The organism is Rahnella victoriana (assembly GCF_004330295.1).
Taxonomy (GTDB): domain Bacteria; phylum Pseudomonadota; class Gammaproteobacteria; order Enterobacterales; family Enterobacteriaceae; genus Rahnella; species Rahnella victoriana.
This window is the reverse complement of sequence record NZ_SJOJ01000035.1, coordinates 38,070-54,107: the sequence shown is the minus strand read 5'-3', so window position 1 is coordinate 54,107 and position 16,038 is coordinate 38,070. Positions and strand designations below refer to the sequence as shown.

At 52.6% G+C, this 16,038-nt stretch carries 10 protein-coding genes; 5 read left to right on the top strand and 5 right to left on the bottom strand.

Going from position 1 to position 16,038, the window contains the following annotated elements; genetic code table 11:
* The first annotated feature begins 1,098 nt into the window (after window positions 1–1,098).
* Window positions 1,099–2,631, top strand: coding sequence for a methyl-accepting chemotaxis protein (locus tag EYY67_RS22400; protein ID WP_131694422.1), 1,533 nt, complete (start codon window positions 1,099–1,101; stop codon window positions 2,629–2,631).
* A gap of 57 nt (window positions 2,632–2,688) precedes the next feature.
* On the opposite strand, the gene EYY67_RS22395 is transcribed toward EYY67_RS22400, so the two are convergent.
* Complete coding sequence (locus tag EYY67_RS22395) at window positions 2,689–5,403, bottom strand: cation-transporting P-type ATPase (RefSeq protein ID WP_095924750.1); 2,715 nt, start codon at window positions 5,401–5,403, stop codon at window positions 2,689–2,691.
* Window positions 5,404–5,694: 291 nt separating this feature from the next.
* Here EYY67_RS22395 and EYY67_RS22390 point away from each other — a divergent pair, with 291 nt between their 5' ends.
* Genes EYY67_RS22390 through EYY67_RS22380 form a run of 3 tightly spaced genes read left to right on the top strand, consistent with a single transcriptional unit; the run spans window position 5,695 to window position 10,816 of the window.
* Window positions 5,695–6,789, top strand: a complete 1,095-nt coding sequence (locus EYY67_RS22390; protein WP_095925283.1) for an efflux RND transporter periplasmic adaptor subunit — start codon at window positions 5,695–5,697, stop codon at window positions 6,787–6,789.
* Complete coding sequence (locus tag EYY67_RS22385; protein WP_131694421.1) at window positions 6,789–9,854, top strand: efflux RND transporter permease subunit; 3,066 nt, start codon at window positions 6,789–6,791, stop codon at window positions 9,852–9,854. The genes EYY67_RS22390 and EYY67_RS22385 overlap by 1 nt, the downstream gene beginning before the upstream one ends.
* Entirely contained in the window at window positions 9,851–10,816 is a 966-nt protein-coding gene (locus EYY67_RS22380; RefSeq protein WP_131694420.1) for an acyltransferase, read from the top strand. Before EYY67_RS22385 ends, EYY67_RS22380 begins: the two co-directional genes overlap by 4 nt.
* A gap of 52 nt (window positions 10,817–10,868) precedes the next feature.
* Here the strand turns inward: EYY67_RS22380 and EYY67_RS22375 are convergent, their stop codons facing one another.
* Both EYY67_RS22375 and EYY67_RS22370 read right to left on the bottom strand, forming a co-directional pair.
* The gene (locus EYY67_RS22375; protein ID WP_131694419.1) at window positions 10,869–11,123 is read right to left on the bottom strand and encodes a hypothetical protein; all 255 of its coding nucleotides are present in this window, start codon (window positions 11,121–11,123) and stop codon (window positions 10,869–10,871) included.
* Window positions 11,124–11,257: 134 nt separating this feature from the next.
* Complete coding sequence (locus EYY67_RS22370) at window positions 11,258–12,619, bottom strand: APC family permease (protein ID WP_095924744.1); 1,362 nt, start codon at window positions 12,617–12,619, stop codon at window positions 11,258–11,260.
* A gap of 608 nt (window positions 12,620–13,227) precedes the next feature.
* Here EYY67_RS22370 and EYY67_RS22365 point away from each other — a divergent pair.
* On the top strand, window positions 13,228–14,043 hold the full coding sequence (locus tag EYY67_RS22365; protein WP_131694418.1) for a helix-turn-helix transcriptional regulator: 816 nt from the start codon (window positions 13,228–13,230) through the stop codon (window positions 14,041–14,043).
* Here the strand turns inward: EYY67_RS22365 and EYY67_RS22360 are convergent.
* Both EYY67_RS22360 and EYY67_RS22355 read right to left on the bottom strand, forming a co-directional pair.
* Entirely contained in the window at window positions 14,033–14,668 is a 636-nt protein-coding gene (locus tag EYY67_RS22360) for a LysE family translocator (RefSeq protein WP_095924742.1), read from the bottom strand. The two genes, EYY67_RS22365 and EYY67_RS22360, sit on opposite strands and share 11 nt — an antisense overlap.
* The gene (locus EYY67_RS22355; RefSeq protein WP_131694417.1) at window positions 14,665–15,957 is read right to left on the bottom strand and encodes a hypothetical protein; all 1,293 of its coding nucleotides are present in this window, start codon (window positions 15,955–15,957) and stop codon (window positions 14,665–14,667) included. The genes EYY67_RS22360 and EYY67_RS22355 overlap by 4 nt, the downstream gene beginning before the upstream one ends.
* Window positions 15,958–16,038 lie beyond the last annotated feature (81 nt).

Sequence of the window (16,038 nt, the reverse complement as noted above, 5' to 3'; positions counted from 1 at the left end):
TTTCTAGGCGCATTCTTACACAAATTCCTAATTTCACATGAAAGTGTGAGCTATACGACGCTTTTGCCCTTAATGGCTCGTAAAATCTAAGAACTATCTCATCAATAACGCCTCTCATTTGAAGAATTTAATTAACACACTTATTTATCTGATTCTTTACATTAAAACAGGATATTTCACTTTTTTAAGTGTGATTTTAGATTTAGCTTTTTACTAAAACCAAACGCCAGAACCTCATTAATGAGACATTTTCTTAAAAAACAGCTCAAGAAAACTAAACTATTGGTTTTTTATACACATTTATGTATGACAACTAACATTTTCATTTAACCATAAGACGCCCAAGAACATTCCTAACAAGGCCTAAAAACCGATTAAAAGCTTTAATTTCAGACAAATAATGGTAAATATCTGATTTTGCAATCTTATGAATACCAAGATGTTTCCTAATTAATTGTCTGGAAGTCGTTAAATAACACGAGCTGCTACCGGATTCACACCGTGGAAGTGGTTAAAGAGTGTGTTAAATCACACGACAGGATTTGATGACTGGCGGATATTTATTTAAAACGCAGTTTTGATTCATGTGTACAAAAACCCATCTTATGGCACCATTTTCAGGAAGACGCGGTTCTTCTTATCGCCTCCACGTGTTTCGCGCGTATCAGCAACAGTCTCTTCAGATCAGGCTCCGGAAAACTGCGGATACCGTTTTTAAAAGAACACATTTCATCAATCTCCCTTGCGAGGCGCTCGTGGAAATCGAACTGAGGTTCATCTGGATCGCGCACTAAATATTTTTCACTTTCCCTGAGATGATGCACTTTCCGATCTGATGCTGCTCTGTTCGGAGATTTATGCGAGGAACCCGGCACGAAAAACCCTGTGAATTAAGTGGTTATATTCACCATCCCAGACCGAATTGTTTTCTTAAAGATGAAATATTGTTAATCAACAATATTTTTTCCAGCATGATATTTAGCCCCTTAAAGCAAATTATCCTGTAATAAAATAACGCTTACATACTTACATTAAAGTAATAACGAAATCGTGCCGATGCTTATCTTGTGCTATGGCTCATAAAATAAAAGGTTAACGATGAAAATATCCACAAGATTATTTGTACTTGTTGGTTCTGCGCTGCTTGGTGTTTCCTGCGTCGTGGGTTCAGCATTGTATTCATTGAATAATTCACTGATTGAAGGTCGTAAAGTGGAAATCGTCAACTTACTGACGAAGGCCGAACATATCTCACGTTATTATGTCCAGCAACAAACAACCGGTAAAATGAGCCAGGCGGCGGCACAGGAAAGTGCTAAGAAAATGCTTTCCGAACTGAACAGTGATGCCAAAAGTTATTACTGGGCAAATGATGATAAAGATTTAACGATTGTTCATCCGAATCCAGATCTGATTGGTAAACGGTCTGGCGGAAATCACACACCCTCGGGCATGATGGACAATGAAGCCTATAAACAGGCGGTAATACAGGATCACTTCGGACTGGTCGATGTACTGGTCAAACGCAGTAAAGATCAACCCCTCCAGCCAAAATTACAGGGCGTAGTGCTACTCCCCGAATGGAACTGGATGCTCGGTACCGGATTTTTCTATGACGATATCAATGCCAGTTTTTGGAAGATGGCCTGGGAGTTATTAGCTATCTCACTGGCAATTTTAGTGGTGGTTAGCGTGATTGCCGGAGTAATGACCCGCAGTATCCGCCGGACACTGGGTGGAGAACCCGATATTGCCGCTAATATTGCGGCCCAGATTGCCTCGGGAAATTTAGGTATAGGGGTGAAACTGGCGGCCAATGATCGCACCAGCCTCATGTACACGCTCAACGAGATGAAACACAAGCTGCGTGAGCTGGTGCAGGAAATTCAGCTATCCAGTGATGCCATCGCCACCGGCGCCAGCGAAATATCGATGGGCAACACCGATCTTTCACAGCGAACGGAAGAACAGGCCGCCTCTCTGCAGGAAACTGCTGCCAGCATGGAAGAGCTCACCGCAACGGTGAAACTGAATGCCGAAAATGCCCGTCAGGCCAGCCAGCTGGCGGTGAAAGCCTCGTCCGCCACGCAGCATGGCGGCGAAGCAATGGGTCAGTTGACCGATACCATGCAGCGGATTTCAACTGAATCGCAGGACATTGTGCAGATCGTTGGTGTGATTGAAGGCATTGCGTTCCAGACCAACATTCTGGCACTGAATGCTGCCGTTGAAGCCGCACGTGCAGGCGAAGCCGGACGCGGTTTTGCGGTGGTGGCCAGCGAAGTCCGCACCCTTGCTCAGCGCAGTGCGACCGCAGCCAAAGACATCAAGAACCTGATTGGGGAATCTGTCACAAGGATCACCGACGGCTCCAGCCAGGTAACGCTGGTCGGGCAACGCATGAACGAAATCGTTCAGTCAATCCGACAGGTGAACGACATTATGGATGAGATCGCATCTGCATCCTCAGAGCAAAGTATCGGTATTGAACAGGTCAATCTTGCGGTCACACAGATGGACGGCGTGACTCAGCAAAACGCCGCACTGGTAGAACAGGCTGCAGCTGCTGCAGCCTCACTCGACCACCAGGCAAACCAATTACGCCAGACTGTCACTGTTTTTAAACTATAAACAAAGCGCTCAAATAAAGCCCCGACACAGAAAACATCCGTGCCGGGGCGTTTCCTTTTACGCCGTCTTGCGCCAGCTTCGGGTCAGCACTTTTTCTATCTCGACAATCACGAACAGGGCGACACCGATCAGCAGGCCGATGATCCAGTAGATAAACGGCAGGGGCCGCGTGCCGAACAGCGTGTTCATCAGCGGCACATAGATAATGATGGCCTGCAGCGCGAACAACACCACGGTGACAATCCAGATGCCTTTGTTTTGCAGCAGACCACGGCTGAGAGAGAAATTATCCGAATCACGGCAGTTAATCATGTATACCCACTGCGCGGTCACCAGCGTCTGCAACAGCACGGTACGGATAAATTCCGGTTCGTAACCACGCGGTTGCAGCCAGGCTTCGAGCAGGAAGGCGCTGATGGAAATCAGCAGGCCCACAAAGGCCACACGCCAGATGGCGTATTTATCCATGACGTGCGCGCTGACGTTACGCGGCGGACGACGCATCACGCGGCTTTCGGCTTTCTCAAATGCAAGTCCGAAGGAGAGCGTCGCGGAAGTCGCCATGTTCATCCATAAGATCTGCACGGGGGTCAGCGGCAGCAGATTGCCCATCAGAATGGCGATGATGATCAGCAGCCCCTGCGCCAGGTTGGTCGGCATAATAAACAGGATGGTTTTTTTCAGGTTGTCGTAAACCCGCCGCCCTTCCCTGACCGCGTTGGCGATGGTGGCAAAGTTGTCATCCACCAGGATCATATCGGCAGATTCTTTCGTCACTTCCGTGCCTTTGATCCCCATGGCGATACCGACGTTGGCCTGTTTCAGCGCCGGGGCATCGTTGACGCCGTCGCCGGTCATCCCGACAATTTCGCCGGTATCCTGCAGGGCTTTCACCAGACGTAATTTATGTTCCGGACTGGTACGGGCAAAAATATCGAACTGCACGGCTGCGGTTCTCAGTTGCGCGTCATCCATATGCTCCAGTTCATAACCGGTGATGGAGTTTTCGCTGTTGCCGATGCCGAGCATTTTACCGATGGCCATCGCGGTTTCCTGATGGTCACCGGTGATCATCTTGACGCGGATCCCGGCCTGCTGGCATTCGCCAATCGCCACAATCGCTTCCGGACGCGGCGGATCCATCATGCCCGCAATACCGATCAGCACCATGCCGTGACTGAGTTCCGGATGGTCCAGCGCGGTAACCGGCTGATCGACCGGCTTCCAGGCCGCCGCCACCATGCGCAGCCCTTCGCTGGCATATTGGGTGATCGCCGATTCCCAGTAGGCATGATCCAGTGGCACCGCGCCTTCCGGTGTCTGCTGGAACTGACAGAGTTTGAGCAGCACGTCCGGCGCGCCGGTCAGCATGATCTGCGACTGGCCGTTTTTCTCGCCAGCCACCGCCATATATTTGTAAAGCGAATCGAACGGGATTTTACTGCTGAGGCCAAACGCCAGTTCCGGCAGATGCGCCTTGGCGGCCAGCACTTTCAGCGCCCCTTCGGTCGGACCGCCGGTAATGCCCCAGTGCCCCTGCGCGTCCTGCTTCAGCGTACTGTCGTTACAGATATCCACGGTACGCAGAAACTGAGTCAGCAGCGGTGACGAATCCGCAGGTTGCGGTGTCGCCGCACCGGCGGGGGTAAAGCTGCCCATCGGTTCGTAGCTGTTGCCTTCTACCGTCCAGACATTATCCGCCAGAATGACCGCTTTCACGGTCATCTCATTCATGGTCAGCGTGCCGGTCTTATCCGAACAAATCACTGACATCGCGCCCAGCGTTTCCACGGTCGGCAGTTTGCGGATAATGGCTTTCGAGCGCGCCATGGCCTGCACGCCAAGCGAGAGAATAATAGAAATGATCGCCGGTAACCCTTCCGGCACCGCCGCCACCGCCAGACTGATAACCGACAGCAGCAGTTCGCCAAACGGAATATCGCGCAGCAGATAGCCGAAAATCAGCAACGCCACCATCATGAACAGAATAATGATGAAAATGGATTTGCCGAGTTTGTCGATCTGCACCAGCAGCGGCGTTTTGTTGTCTTCTATAGAAGAAAGCATTTCATTGATGTGACCGAGTTCCGTCTGGCCGCCGGTCGCAAACACCACGCCGCTGGCGGTACCGGAACTGACGGTGGTGCCTGAAAACGCCAGATTTTTGCGATCACCGATGGATTTCTCGCCTTCCAGCGAGTCGGTCTTTTTCGATACGACGGTGGATTCACCGGTGAGAATGGCCTCTTCGACCCGCAGGTTATGCACATCGATCAGCCGTAAATCGGCAGGGATTTTATCGCCGGGGCGCAACAGCACAATATCCCCCGGTACGATCTCGTCGGTAGCCACGGTAACCTGCTGGCCGCCGCGTAATACCAGCGCCTCACTGGAAAGCATATTCTGGATGCTCTTCAATGATTTCTCAGCATTATTTTCCTGAATGAAGCCAATCAGGGCATTGATTACCGCCACGCCTAATATCACCAGCGTATCAACCCAGTGCCCCATAATCGCGGTGATCACCGCGGCGGCAAGCAATATATAAATCAGGATATCTTTAAAGTGGGAGATAAACTTAATAAATAAAGACTTACCTTCTTTTTGCGGCAGGACATTCGGACCGTAATGTTTTAATTTGTTTTGTGCGTCTTCGGGAGATAGCCCGTCTGGCCCGGACTGCAACCCTGCCAGACTTTCTTCTACGCTTTGCTGATACCACAGTTTTTCTGTTGTTAATGTATTCACAGAATGTGGCGCTGGGTTATTCATAATGCCTGACTCCTTGACCCCTGAAATGGTTCATAAATGAAGCGGGTAATGAATGAATTGTCATGATGTTTTCTGGCAAGATGCTTAAAGCTGTATAAACTATAATATACCGTGTTAAATAGTGTTAATTCCCTGCTTTAAAAAAACAATTACATAAACAAAAACAAGAAGTCGCTTAATAGTCTCACTGAAAATACGTCAAAGCAGAATATAGCGGTGCCTGACACTAAAGCCCCTGAGTATTCTGCCGGTATTTATTATTTCGCGCGTGGTTTGCATGAGGGAAGTATGTTGAACATCCGTTTTTCTCCCGCTCTGTTACTTTCGTTCCTTCTGTTCCTGTTAAGTGCCTGCGATCAGAAAACCGCAGACGCCCCTGTTCCGCCACGTCAGGTTAAAATCGCCACCGCCGAAGCGGCCAGTCCGCTCAGCACCCGCGTTTTTCCGGCCCGTATTCTGGCGGGGGATAATACCGACATCGCTTTCAAGCGCGCAGGCCAGTTACAGACGCTGGATGTGCGTGAAGGCGAAGCGGTAAAACAAGGGCAAATCCTCGCCCGCCTGACCAATAATGATGCCCGTCAGCGACTTAATGATCGCCAGAGCGCCGCCACGCTGGCGCAGCGCCAGTTCGAACGTTATCAGACGCTGGCACGGCGCAACGTGGTGTCGCAGGCGGAACTGGAAGTGCACAAAGCCAGCCGGGATTCCGCCGCCGCCGCGCTGAAAATCGCGCAGGAAGAACTCAATGACCTGAACCTGACCGCGCCGTTCAGCGGAGTGATTGCCCGGCTTTCCGTGCGCAATCATCAGGTGGTGGCCGCCGGTCAGCCGGTGGCGACTATCAGCCGTGCCGATGTGCTGGATGTAATATTCAGCGTGCCGGAAAACCTGTTTACCAGCCTTGATATGCGTAATGCCGGTTATCAGCCACGGGTGCGCATCAATAACCTACCCGACCGCGAATTCACCGCCACCTATAAAGAACACACCGCCAGCAGTGAAGCCAATTCACTGACCTGGCAGGTGACGCTGACCATGCCGCGTCCGGAAAACTTCCCGGCCGTGGCCGGGTTAAGCGGCACGGTGACGGTCAATCCGGCCAATCTCGCCACGGCAACACCGGCAGAAACGCTGGTGATCCCGGTTGAAGCGGTGTTTAACCCGGACAGCAGTCAGCGCAACGACGCGCACGTCTGGCTGGTCGCCGGTGAGGGCGACACCCTGCACGTCGAAGACCGCAAAGTCACCGTCGGCGAGCTGACCTCGCAAGGCATTGAAATCACCGCCGGACTGCAAAAAGGCGACAGAGTGGTTGCCGCAGGCGTGGGCGAACTGCACGCTCAGCAGCCGGTTCGCATCTGGGTCAGGGAACGGGGACTGTAATGAGCATTAATGACAGTTTTATCAATAACCCGACGCGCGTCTGGCTGGTGATCCTGCTGCTAGGGGTGGGCGGGCTGATTGCATTATTCAATATCGGCAGGCTGGAAGATCCGGCATTTACCATCAAAACCGCCGTGGTGTCGGTGCAATATCCCGGTGCCTCTTCCCAGCAGGTCGAGGAAGAAGTCACGTTACCGCTGGAAAATGCCCTGCAACGCCTGCCCTACGTCGATAATATTTCGTCTATTTCCGCCGTCGGCTTATCGCAAATCACCGTCAATATTGATTCCCGCTATCACTCGTCTGAACTGCCACAAATCTGGGATGAACTGCGCCGCCGCGTCAACGACGCCACGTTGCAGTTTCCGCCCGGTGTCAGCCCGCCGTTTGTGAATGACGATTTCGGGGATGTGTACGGTTATTTTTTCTCGATCTACGGCGACAATTTTACCAACCCGGAACTGCGTAAATACGCCGAACAGTTGCGCAGGGAACTGGTGCTGGTGCCCGGCGTGGGGAAAGTCGCCATCGGCGGCATCATTCCTGAACAGGTGAATATCGAGATTTCCCGCGCCAAAATGGCAGCCTACGGCGTCACCCTGCCGCGCCTTGCCGACGTTCTGAACCGGCAGAATCTGGTGTCCGACGCGGGCAGCATGACGGTCGGCAGCGAGTCGATCCGTCTGCATCCGAGCGGCGGATTTCAAAACATTGATGAGCTGAATAATGTGCTGATCAGTCCCGCCGGATCCACCCACAGCATTTATCTGCGCGATATCGCCACCGTATCGCAGGGCGTGAGCGATCATCCGGGCAATATTTACCACGCCAATGGCCGCGACGCGCTGACCCTCGGCGTCTCGTATATTCCCGGCGTCAATGTCATGAATATCGGCCACGCGATCGAAGCGCGGATGCAGCAACTTTCAGCCGATAAACCGGCGGGGATCCAGCTGAAAGTCTTCTATGATCAGGCCGCTGAAGTGAAGAAATCCGTTGACGGCTTTATCATTAACTTCCTGATGGCGCTGGCGATTGTTGTCGGCGTATTGCTGATCTTCATGGGGCTGCGCAGCGGCATTATCATTGCCGTGTCGCTGGCGCTGAACGTGCTCGGCACCTTGCTGATCATGTCTTTGTTTGGCATCGAACTTCAGCGGATCTCCCTCGGTGCGCTGATCATTGCGCTCAGTATGCTGGTGGATAACGCGATCGTGGTGGTGGAAGGCGTGCTGATTTCCCGCCAGCAGGGTAACCCGCTGATGAACGCCATCTCGCACATCATTAAACGTTCCGCCCTGCCGTTACTGGGCGCGACGGTGATCGCCATTCTGGCGTTTGCGCCGATTGGTCTCTCGCAGGATTCCACCGGCGAATACTGTAAATCGCTGTTCCAGGTGCTGCTGATTTCGCTGATGCTCAGCTGGGTGACCGCGCTGACGCTGACGCCGGTGCTGGTAAAATGGGCGTTCGCCAATATGAAAGTGGCGGAGAAAAAACCCGACGAACAGGCCGACCCTTACGGCGGCTGGATATTTCGCGTCTACCGGCGTGTTCTGTCCGCGTTGCTGGTGCGACAGACCGTGACACTGACCGTGCTGGCGGCGTTGCTGGTGGCCTCCGTCTGGGGATTCGGCTTCGTACGGCAGAACTTTTTCCCGTCGTCCAATACGCCGATTTTCTTCGTTGATTTATGGATGCCCTACGGCACCGACATCAATTACACCGCGCGCATTGCCGGGGAAATCGAGAAAAAGATCAACCATCAGGACGGCGTGGAAAACACCGTCACCACCGTCGGTCAGGGCGGAATGCGCTTTATCCTCACCTATAACGGCCAGCGCCAGTACTCCAACTACGCGCAGATCATGGTGCGTATGGACGATCAGCGCAAAATCGCCGGGCTGATTGAACGCACCGAACAGGATATTGCGCAGCATTATCCCGAAGTGAATGCGCGGCTTAAACGCATCATGTTTGGCCCGTCCGGCGACAGTGCGATTGAAGTGCGCATCAAAGGATCGGATCCGGATACTCTGCGGCGGATCGCCAGTCAGGTGGATAAAATTATTCTTGATGACGGGTCGGCAGACGGCGTGCGCAACGACTGGCAGGATCGCAGCAAAATGGTGCGGCCGGTGTTCTCGCCTTACCTCGGACGCGAACTGGGCGTTGACCGGGGGGATGTAGACAGCGCCTTGCAGATGAATTTCAGCGGCAGCACCGTCGGGATTTTCCGTGACGGCTCGACGCTGATGCCGGTGGTTCTGCGTCCTCCGGCGGCGGAACGGCTGGATGTCGATCACATGGCGAACATCATGGTGTGGAGCCAGACGCGCCAGCAATTTATCCCGCTGAGTAACGTGGTCAGTGATTTTAAAGTCGAATGGGAAGATCCGCTGATCATGCGCCGTGACCGCATGCGGATGCTCACCGTGCAGACCGATCCGGATCCGGCCAGCGGCGAGACGTCCGGCGATATGCTGGCGCGTATCCGGCCGCAGATTGAGGCGCTGACCCTGCCGCACGGCTACAGCATTGAATGGGGCGGCGACGCGGAAAATTCCGCCGAGGCGCAGCAGGGCTTGTTCACCACGCTGCCGATCGGCTTCCTGATGATGTTTATCATCACCGTCCTGATGTTCAGTTCGGTGAAAAATGCCATCGCCATCTGGCTGACCGTGCCGCTGGCACTGATCGGCGTCACCTTTGGTTTCCTGCTGACCGGGATCCCGTTTGGATTTATGGCGCTGATTGGTCTGCTCAGTCTGAGCGGGATGTTAATCCGCAACGGCATCGTGCTGGTCGAGGAGATCGGCCAGCAGAAAAAAGAGAAAAACCAGACCGAAGCCATTATCTACGCCGCCACCTCGCGCCTGCGGCCGATCCTGCTGACCGCCTTCACCACGGTGCTGGGACTTGCGCCATTGTTGCTGGATGTCTTTTTCCAGAGCATGGCCGTGGTTATTATGTTCGGGCTGGGATTTGCCACAGTGCTGACGCTTCTGGTTCTGCCTGTGATTTACAACTGTTTCCATCGTGAAGGACAACGACGCGCACAATGAACACAACGGGACTGAACATTATTAAAACGCTCGGCTGCCTGACCGCCGTGACCTTTTTTACCGTTTATAACACCTACGATAATTACAATTACAATCACGACAGTATTCTGGCGTTTCTGACCTTTATTTCCACCATCGCCACGCCGCTGTTTTTCGTGGTGACCGGCTATATGGATGCCGGTTCGCAGCACACATCAGAATGGCAACTGAAGAAAATACGCGGCATCCTGACCATCTTCATTTTCTGGTTTTCCATTTATTACTTATGGAGTCCCTATCAGAAAGGCTATCTGATCCAGCCGTGGTTTATGTTTTCACTGGTGATCATTTACACCTTTCATCCGGTGGTCGACTGGCTGGCAAAAAGGCGCATTGTTCTGGCGATGCTGATCGCCGGGCTGCTGATTTTCTCGTATGCCTACGATCTGCTGGCGATCTATTACACGGAGAGTAAAAGTTTTTCGACGCCCGCACAGTTCCGTATCTGGACATGGATCCTGTTTTACCTAACCGGTCAGTTGCTGTATGACCCGGTGGTTTCCGCGCTGTATGGCCGCCCGCGGGTGGCAAAAATCGCCGCCATCGCCATTCCCTTTGTGTATGTTTTCACCTGGTATTACGAAAAGTATTTCTTCTTTTCCATCTTCAACGTCGAGCGCAACAGCTTTATCCTGACCGGCTCGCAGGTTTATATTCTGGTGGTATTGATCATTATCGCGGCCAACGGCGTCAAACAGGATGCCACGCGTTTGCCGGTCGGCGAGATGGTCAGCTCACTGGGTAAAACCATGACCGGCGTGTATATCCTGCACTACACCGTGTTCAATTTATTGATCCAGTGGATCCCGATCAATTCCCTGACCGCCAAACTGTTCGTCATCCTGCTGACCTTCCTGCTTTCAGTGCTGTCTTCCATGTTGCTGCTGAAGAATAAAATAACGAAGAAGCTGATTACGTTTTGATAAAGCATTAACAAACCCGCCTTGCGGTTGAGGGCAAACAAAAAAGGGTGCGTTAATTATTATGCTTATCTTTATGTGTAAGCTTATCAATCGCTTTAGAGAGTAAATAGAGAAACACCAGCCATAGCCCCATAGAGATAAACTTCATCGGCCAGGGTTCAAAAAGCATGATGCAAAGTATTGAGCCAATAACGATCAGCGGGCCGATAAGTGCTTCAAAAGCATGATGAAGAGTAAAGGTGAGGATCGTAGAGGCGATACGGAGTAAGCCGCGGATAAAGCGTATAAAACTGTTATTACGCGGCATTGAGTTTCTTCTCCACGCTACCCATTATTTTCCTGAATGTGGATCCGCCCTGGGTCAGCCTGACATGTATGGCATCAACAAAAATGGCTCCCGCAGGATAATGCCGCAGGAGCCATTTTTAGAGCAACAACGCGTTACGCCACGTCTTCGTATTGCGGTACCGGATTGCGGAAACTTTTGGTCATGCAGGCCAGATAGATAAAGCCGATTGCGCCCCAGATAAGCCCGAGCACCATCGATCCTTCTTCCAGATTCACCCACAAAGCGCCGACGGTCAGCGCGCCACACAGCGGCAGCAGCAGATACTGGATATGGTCGAGCAGCGTTTTGTTGCGCTTCTCGCGGATCCAGAACTGCGAAATCACCGACAGGTTCACGAAGGTAAAGGCCACCAGCGCACCGAAGTTAATCAGCGCCGTGGCGGTAACCAGATCAAAGTTAATCGCCATCAGGGCAATCGCACCGACCAGCAGCACGTTGAAAGACGGCGTACGCCATTTCGGATGGATATAGCCGAAGAAACGTTTCGGGAATACACCGTCGCGCCCCATCACATACATCAGGCGGGAAACGCCCGCGTGCGCCGCCATGCCGGAGGCCAGCACGGTGATGCTGGAGAAAATCAGCGCGCCAAACTGGAACGCCCTGCCCGCCACCTGCAACATGATTTCCGGCTGTGAGGCATCCGGATCTTTAAAGCTGGAGATATCCGGGAAATACAGTTGCAGGAAATAGGTCGCGGCAATAAATATCACACCGCCGATTAAGGCCGTCAGGAATATCGCCCGCGGGATCACCCGTTCTGCGTCTTTGGTTTCTTCCGATAAATTACTGATACCGTCAAAACCGGTAAATGAGAAACACAGAATGGTCGCGCCGGTAATCATCGGCACGGTATGGGCATTTTCACCCCAGAATGGTTTGGTGCTGGTCAGCGTGCCGTAACCGGTGCCGTGATCAACGCCATAAATCACCATGCCGGTGATCACCGTGATCAGCACAATCTGCAGCACCACCACCAGCGTATTAATGTTGGCGACGGTTTTGATGCTGCGCAAATTTGACAGCGTCATAAAGCCAACCAGCACGACCACAAATATCCACGACGGCACCGACGGCACCAGCGCTTCAAAATAGATTTTCGCCAGCAGGATGTTGATCATCGGCGCGAACAGATAATCGAGCAGCGACGACCAGCCGACCATAAAACCCACCACCGGATGAATGGCTTTTTGCGCGTAGGTATAGGCGGAACCTGCCGAAGGATAGCGGCGTACCAGCTTGCCGTAACTCAGGGCGGTAAACAGCACGGCGATCAGCGCAAAGGCATACGCCGTCGGCACATGGCCGTCAGTCAGGCCGGAGACAATACCGAACGTATCGAACAGTGTCATGGGTTGCATATAGGCCAGACCTATCATGACAACCGGAATCAGCGTAAGACTTTTACGTAATTCCACGCGGGAAGAGGACCCTGTGACGAGATTATCCGACATGATGTTGATGTCCCATGACGGAATTCGCCGCATAAAAAGAGTGCTGCACCATTGATGTTTCCTCGCGACATGTCTGTCGGTATTTAAAGTAAATATCTATCCGGTACTGTGCCCGGCCTCTGTTTTTGAATGTTTTCTTGTACGAAGAAAGGCTTCGTCAATGAAGTAATAGCGGGTAATTCCCCGTTTTGCGGGGCGCATATTTTGCCTTATTAAGTAGGGAATTGACAAGCCAGGTAAGAATAAATGCAGGCAATAAATAAAATAGTCAGCAAAAACGAGCACGTATTGCCAAAAAGGTTTCGTGATCGTTTTGTTAATTGTTTTTATCCTGTAAAACAAAAATGAATGAGCCGTCATTCCCGTTATAAAATATCGGTAATGCGTTTCTGAAAATAACGACTGCGCCTGTTATTTAACATTCAGAGCGTGCCCCGATCTTTACCTGCGTCAGCATTGCCTTATGGGCAAATTCTGAAAATCCCAGCCTGTTGAGTTGAAGATGAATTTTCCTCGCTTTTGTTGTTAACATTTTGTGCTATAAATTTTACATAAGAAAAACCTATGCAGTCCCTTTTTCAGCGCAGCAATGATTTTCGGGGTGTAATGTGTCTCTTTCTATTTCTGAATGGACGATGGCAAATGACATTGAATGCTCGCATCTGACCGCGAGCAATTCCTCATTCCCGCGTCACACTCACGATGAATACGTCATCAGTGCCAATCTGACCGGCACGGAAGAAATCTGGCTGCACGGCAAAACCGGGCTGGTGCGCGGCGGTGACATCACCATTTATAATCCGGGTACCATTCAGTCTTCGCTGTTCGGTAACGACAAAGTGGAATTCCTCAGCGTGCATATTCCGCAGTCTTTACTGCGTCAGGTGTCGGTCGATCACAATCTGCGTTCCGATCACTGCGCGCCGGTGCTCACCGAAGGCGTGCTCAGCAATCCGGCATTGTTTTCCGCGCTGTGTCATTACAAACGCACGCTGAACGATGACGATCAGGAGCAGAATCTGTTGTGGCTGCTGGGTGCATTGCTGGAAGAACCGGCGAGGGAGCAGGAACAGTCTTTGCGGCCAATTACGCTGGCGCTGGATTTTATGCGCGACCATCTGACGCGGAAAATCCATCTCGACACGCTGGCGCAAATCAGCGGACTGAGCAAATTCCACTTTGTCCGCCTTTTCCGCCAGCATATCGGTATGCCGCCGCTGCAATACCATATGCAACTGCGTTTACTGGAAGCCCGTAATCAGCTGCGCAAAAACAATAACGCGCTGGATGTGGCGATCAGTCTCGGCTTTTACGATCAGAGCCACTTTATTAATACTTTCCGTAAAATGATGGGGATCACGCCCCACCTCTATTCCCTGTCGCTCCACGCCTCGTCATCCCTGAGCCAGCCGGTTATACGATGAACTCGCGGTAACCGGTGATCACCACGTACAACGCAAAGTACGAGAAGATCACCGCCGAAGCCACGTAGGAGTATTTTAGCATTTTGGTGCCGAGCATTTTGCCGCCGAGGCTGCCCACCGAACAGATCACCACGGTCCAGAACACTCCGGCGATAAAGAAGCCGCTGAGGAACCACGACGCCACCACCGGCCCGCCCTGTCCCATACGGGAAATCAGCGCGCCGCCGACCGCCGCAAACCACAAAATGGCGGTCGGAGACGACATGGCCAGCAGGACGCCGCGACCGAAATTGCGGATCACCGAACGCGGCTGCGCGTTGTCACCGGTTTGCAGATCTTCCGCCGGTGCCAGCGCCGCACGGATCATTTTGTAGGTAAACCACATCAGCATCAGCGAGCCGCCGACCCACAACACCCAGCGCACACTCTGGTATTGCAGCAAAATCGTCATCCCGGCCAGCGCCAGCACCGCATAGATCAGATCGCCGATGCAGGTGCCAATCCCCAGCCAGAAACCGTGAAAATACCCCCGTTGCATCGCCAGCGTCATCATGGCGATGTTGGCAATCCCTATATCCAGACACAGCGACAGGCTGAGCAAAAATCCATTTGAAAACGGCATCATAACGGGACTCTCTTAATTAACTGGTTGTATTCAATCATGTCGTTGGTGGTGCCAAGGCGGGCCATCAGGATCGCCACATCTTCCGGGTTGTTGTGCGGGCAATGTTGCAGCATGAACGCCTGCGCGCGATCCGCATCGCCGCCCAGCAGTTCCTCACTCATCAGACGGGTGAGGTCGGCCATTTGCCGGCAGAACAGTTCAGGATGGAAAACCACCGACTCCGCCGACAGTTCAATGCAGCCGTGCTCGCGCAAATAATTGAACTGGATCCACGCGGCACCGGCATCCGGATAACTCGCCGGACCCCGGCGCAGGTAGCGCAGCATTTCCAGGAAGTAGATCCGCGCCAGCACGGTAGGGTCGAGCTGCAACCCCCCGGCCACCTGCGGCGTCAGGCACATCAGCAGGCCAAACTGATCGGCCAGCGCTTCCTGCACCATCATCGATCCCCAGCGATCTATCTTGCTGATTTTCGGGAAGACGTTTTCGTTACGCACCAGCGAGTGCCCGAGATCGTGCCCGCGGAACCAGGCGATCAGATAACGCTGGCAGGTATGGCAGTCCGGCAGGGCGTCGTCTGCCCAGCCCATTTTTATCGCTTCATTACGCGAGAACAGTTCAAACAGCTGCAGATAGGTGTTGGCGAACACCACCGTGCGTTTGACCGGTGAATACTTCAGCCCCTCGTCTTCCGGGAAGAAATAGGCAAAATGTTTGGGATAGGTATTGGCCTCTCCGGCAATGCCGAACAGGTTGATGATTTTGTACGCGCAGCCCGGCATCGCCAGTAAATCGGCAGAAATTTCCTTTTGCAGATACAGCAGGCTTTCCGGGAACAGGCTGTCCATCACATCGGAGATTTCCTGCAACACAGGCGCCGGCTCGCCAAACCACGAGGAATAAAAGCTCTGTTTCGATTTTCCGACCCACGTCGAGGTATTGCCAATGCCCAGCACCAGTTGCTGTTCATTCAGACCGGCAATTTGCGGCAGAACTGTTTTTCCGCAACTGTCATCCGCCAGAATTTCCGCCCGTAAAAACAGTCCACGCCGGGTATCAGGATCGTCAAACATCGGTGCCAGACGGAAACACTGAATCGACATCTCTTCACGCAGTGCTTCCAGCAAACGGCTTTCGCAGGCCGCTTCCAGCTGGTTGATGGCTTCGGTCAGGCGCAGGCAGTAATGAATAGTTTGCAAAGCTTTGGGATTTAAATTTTCCGGGGCATCCAGATCCATCATTGAAACCTGATATGCCGCCGCGGCTGGCCAAAATGACGTTGTAAACATAGTGTCAAACCCTTGAGCGCAATGGAGAGGGTTCACTACATCACTCCCGCAGGATCGGGTATTGGAAGAAATTGCGCATCC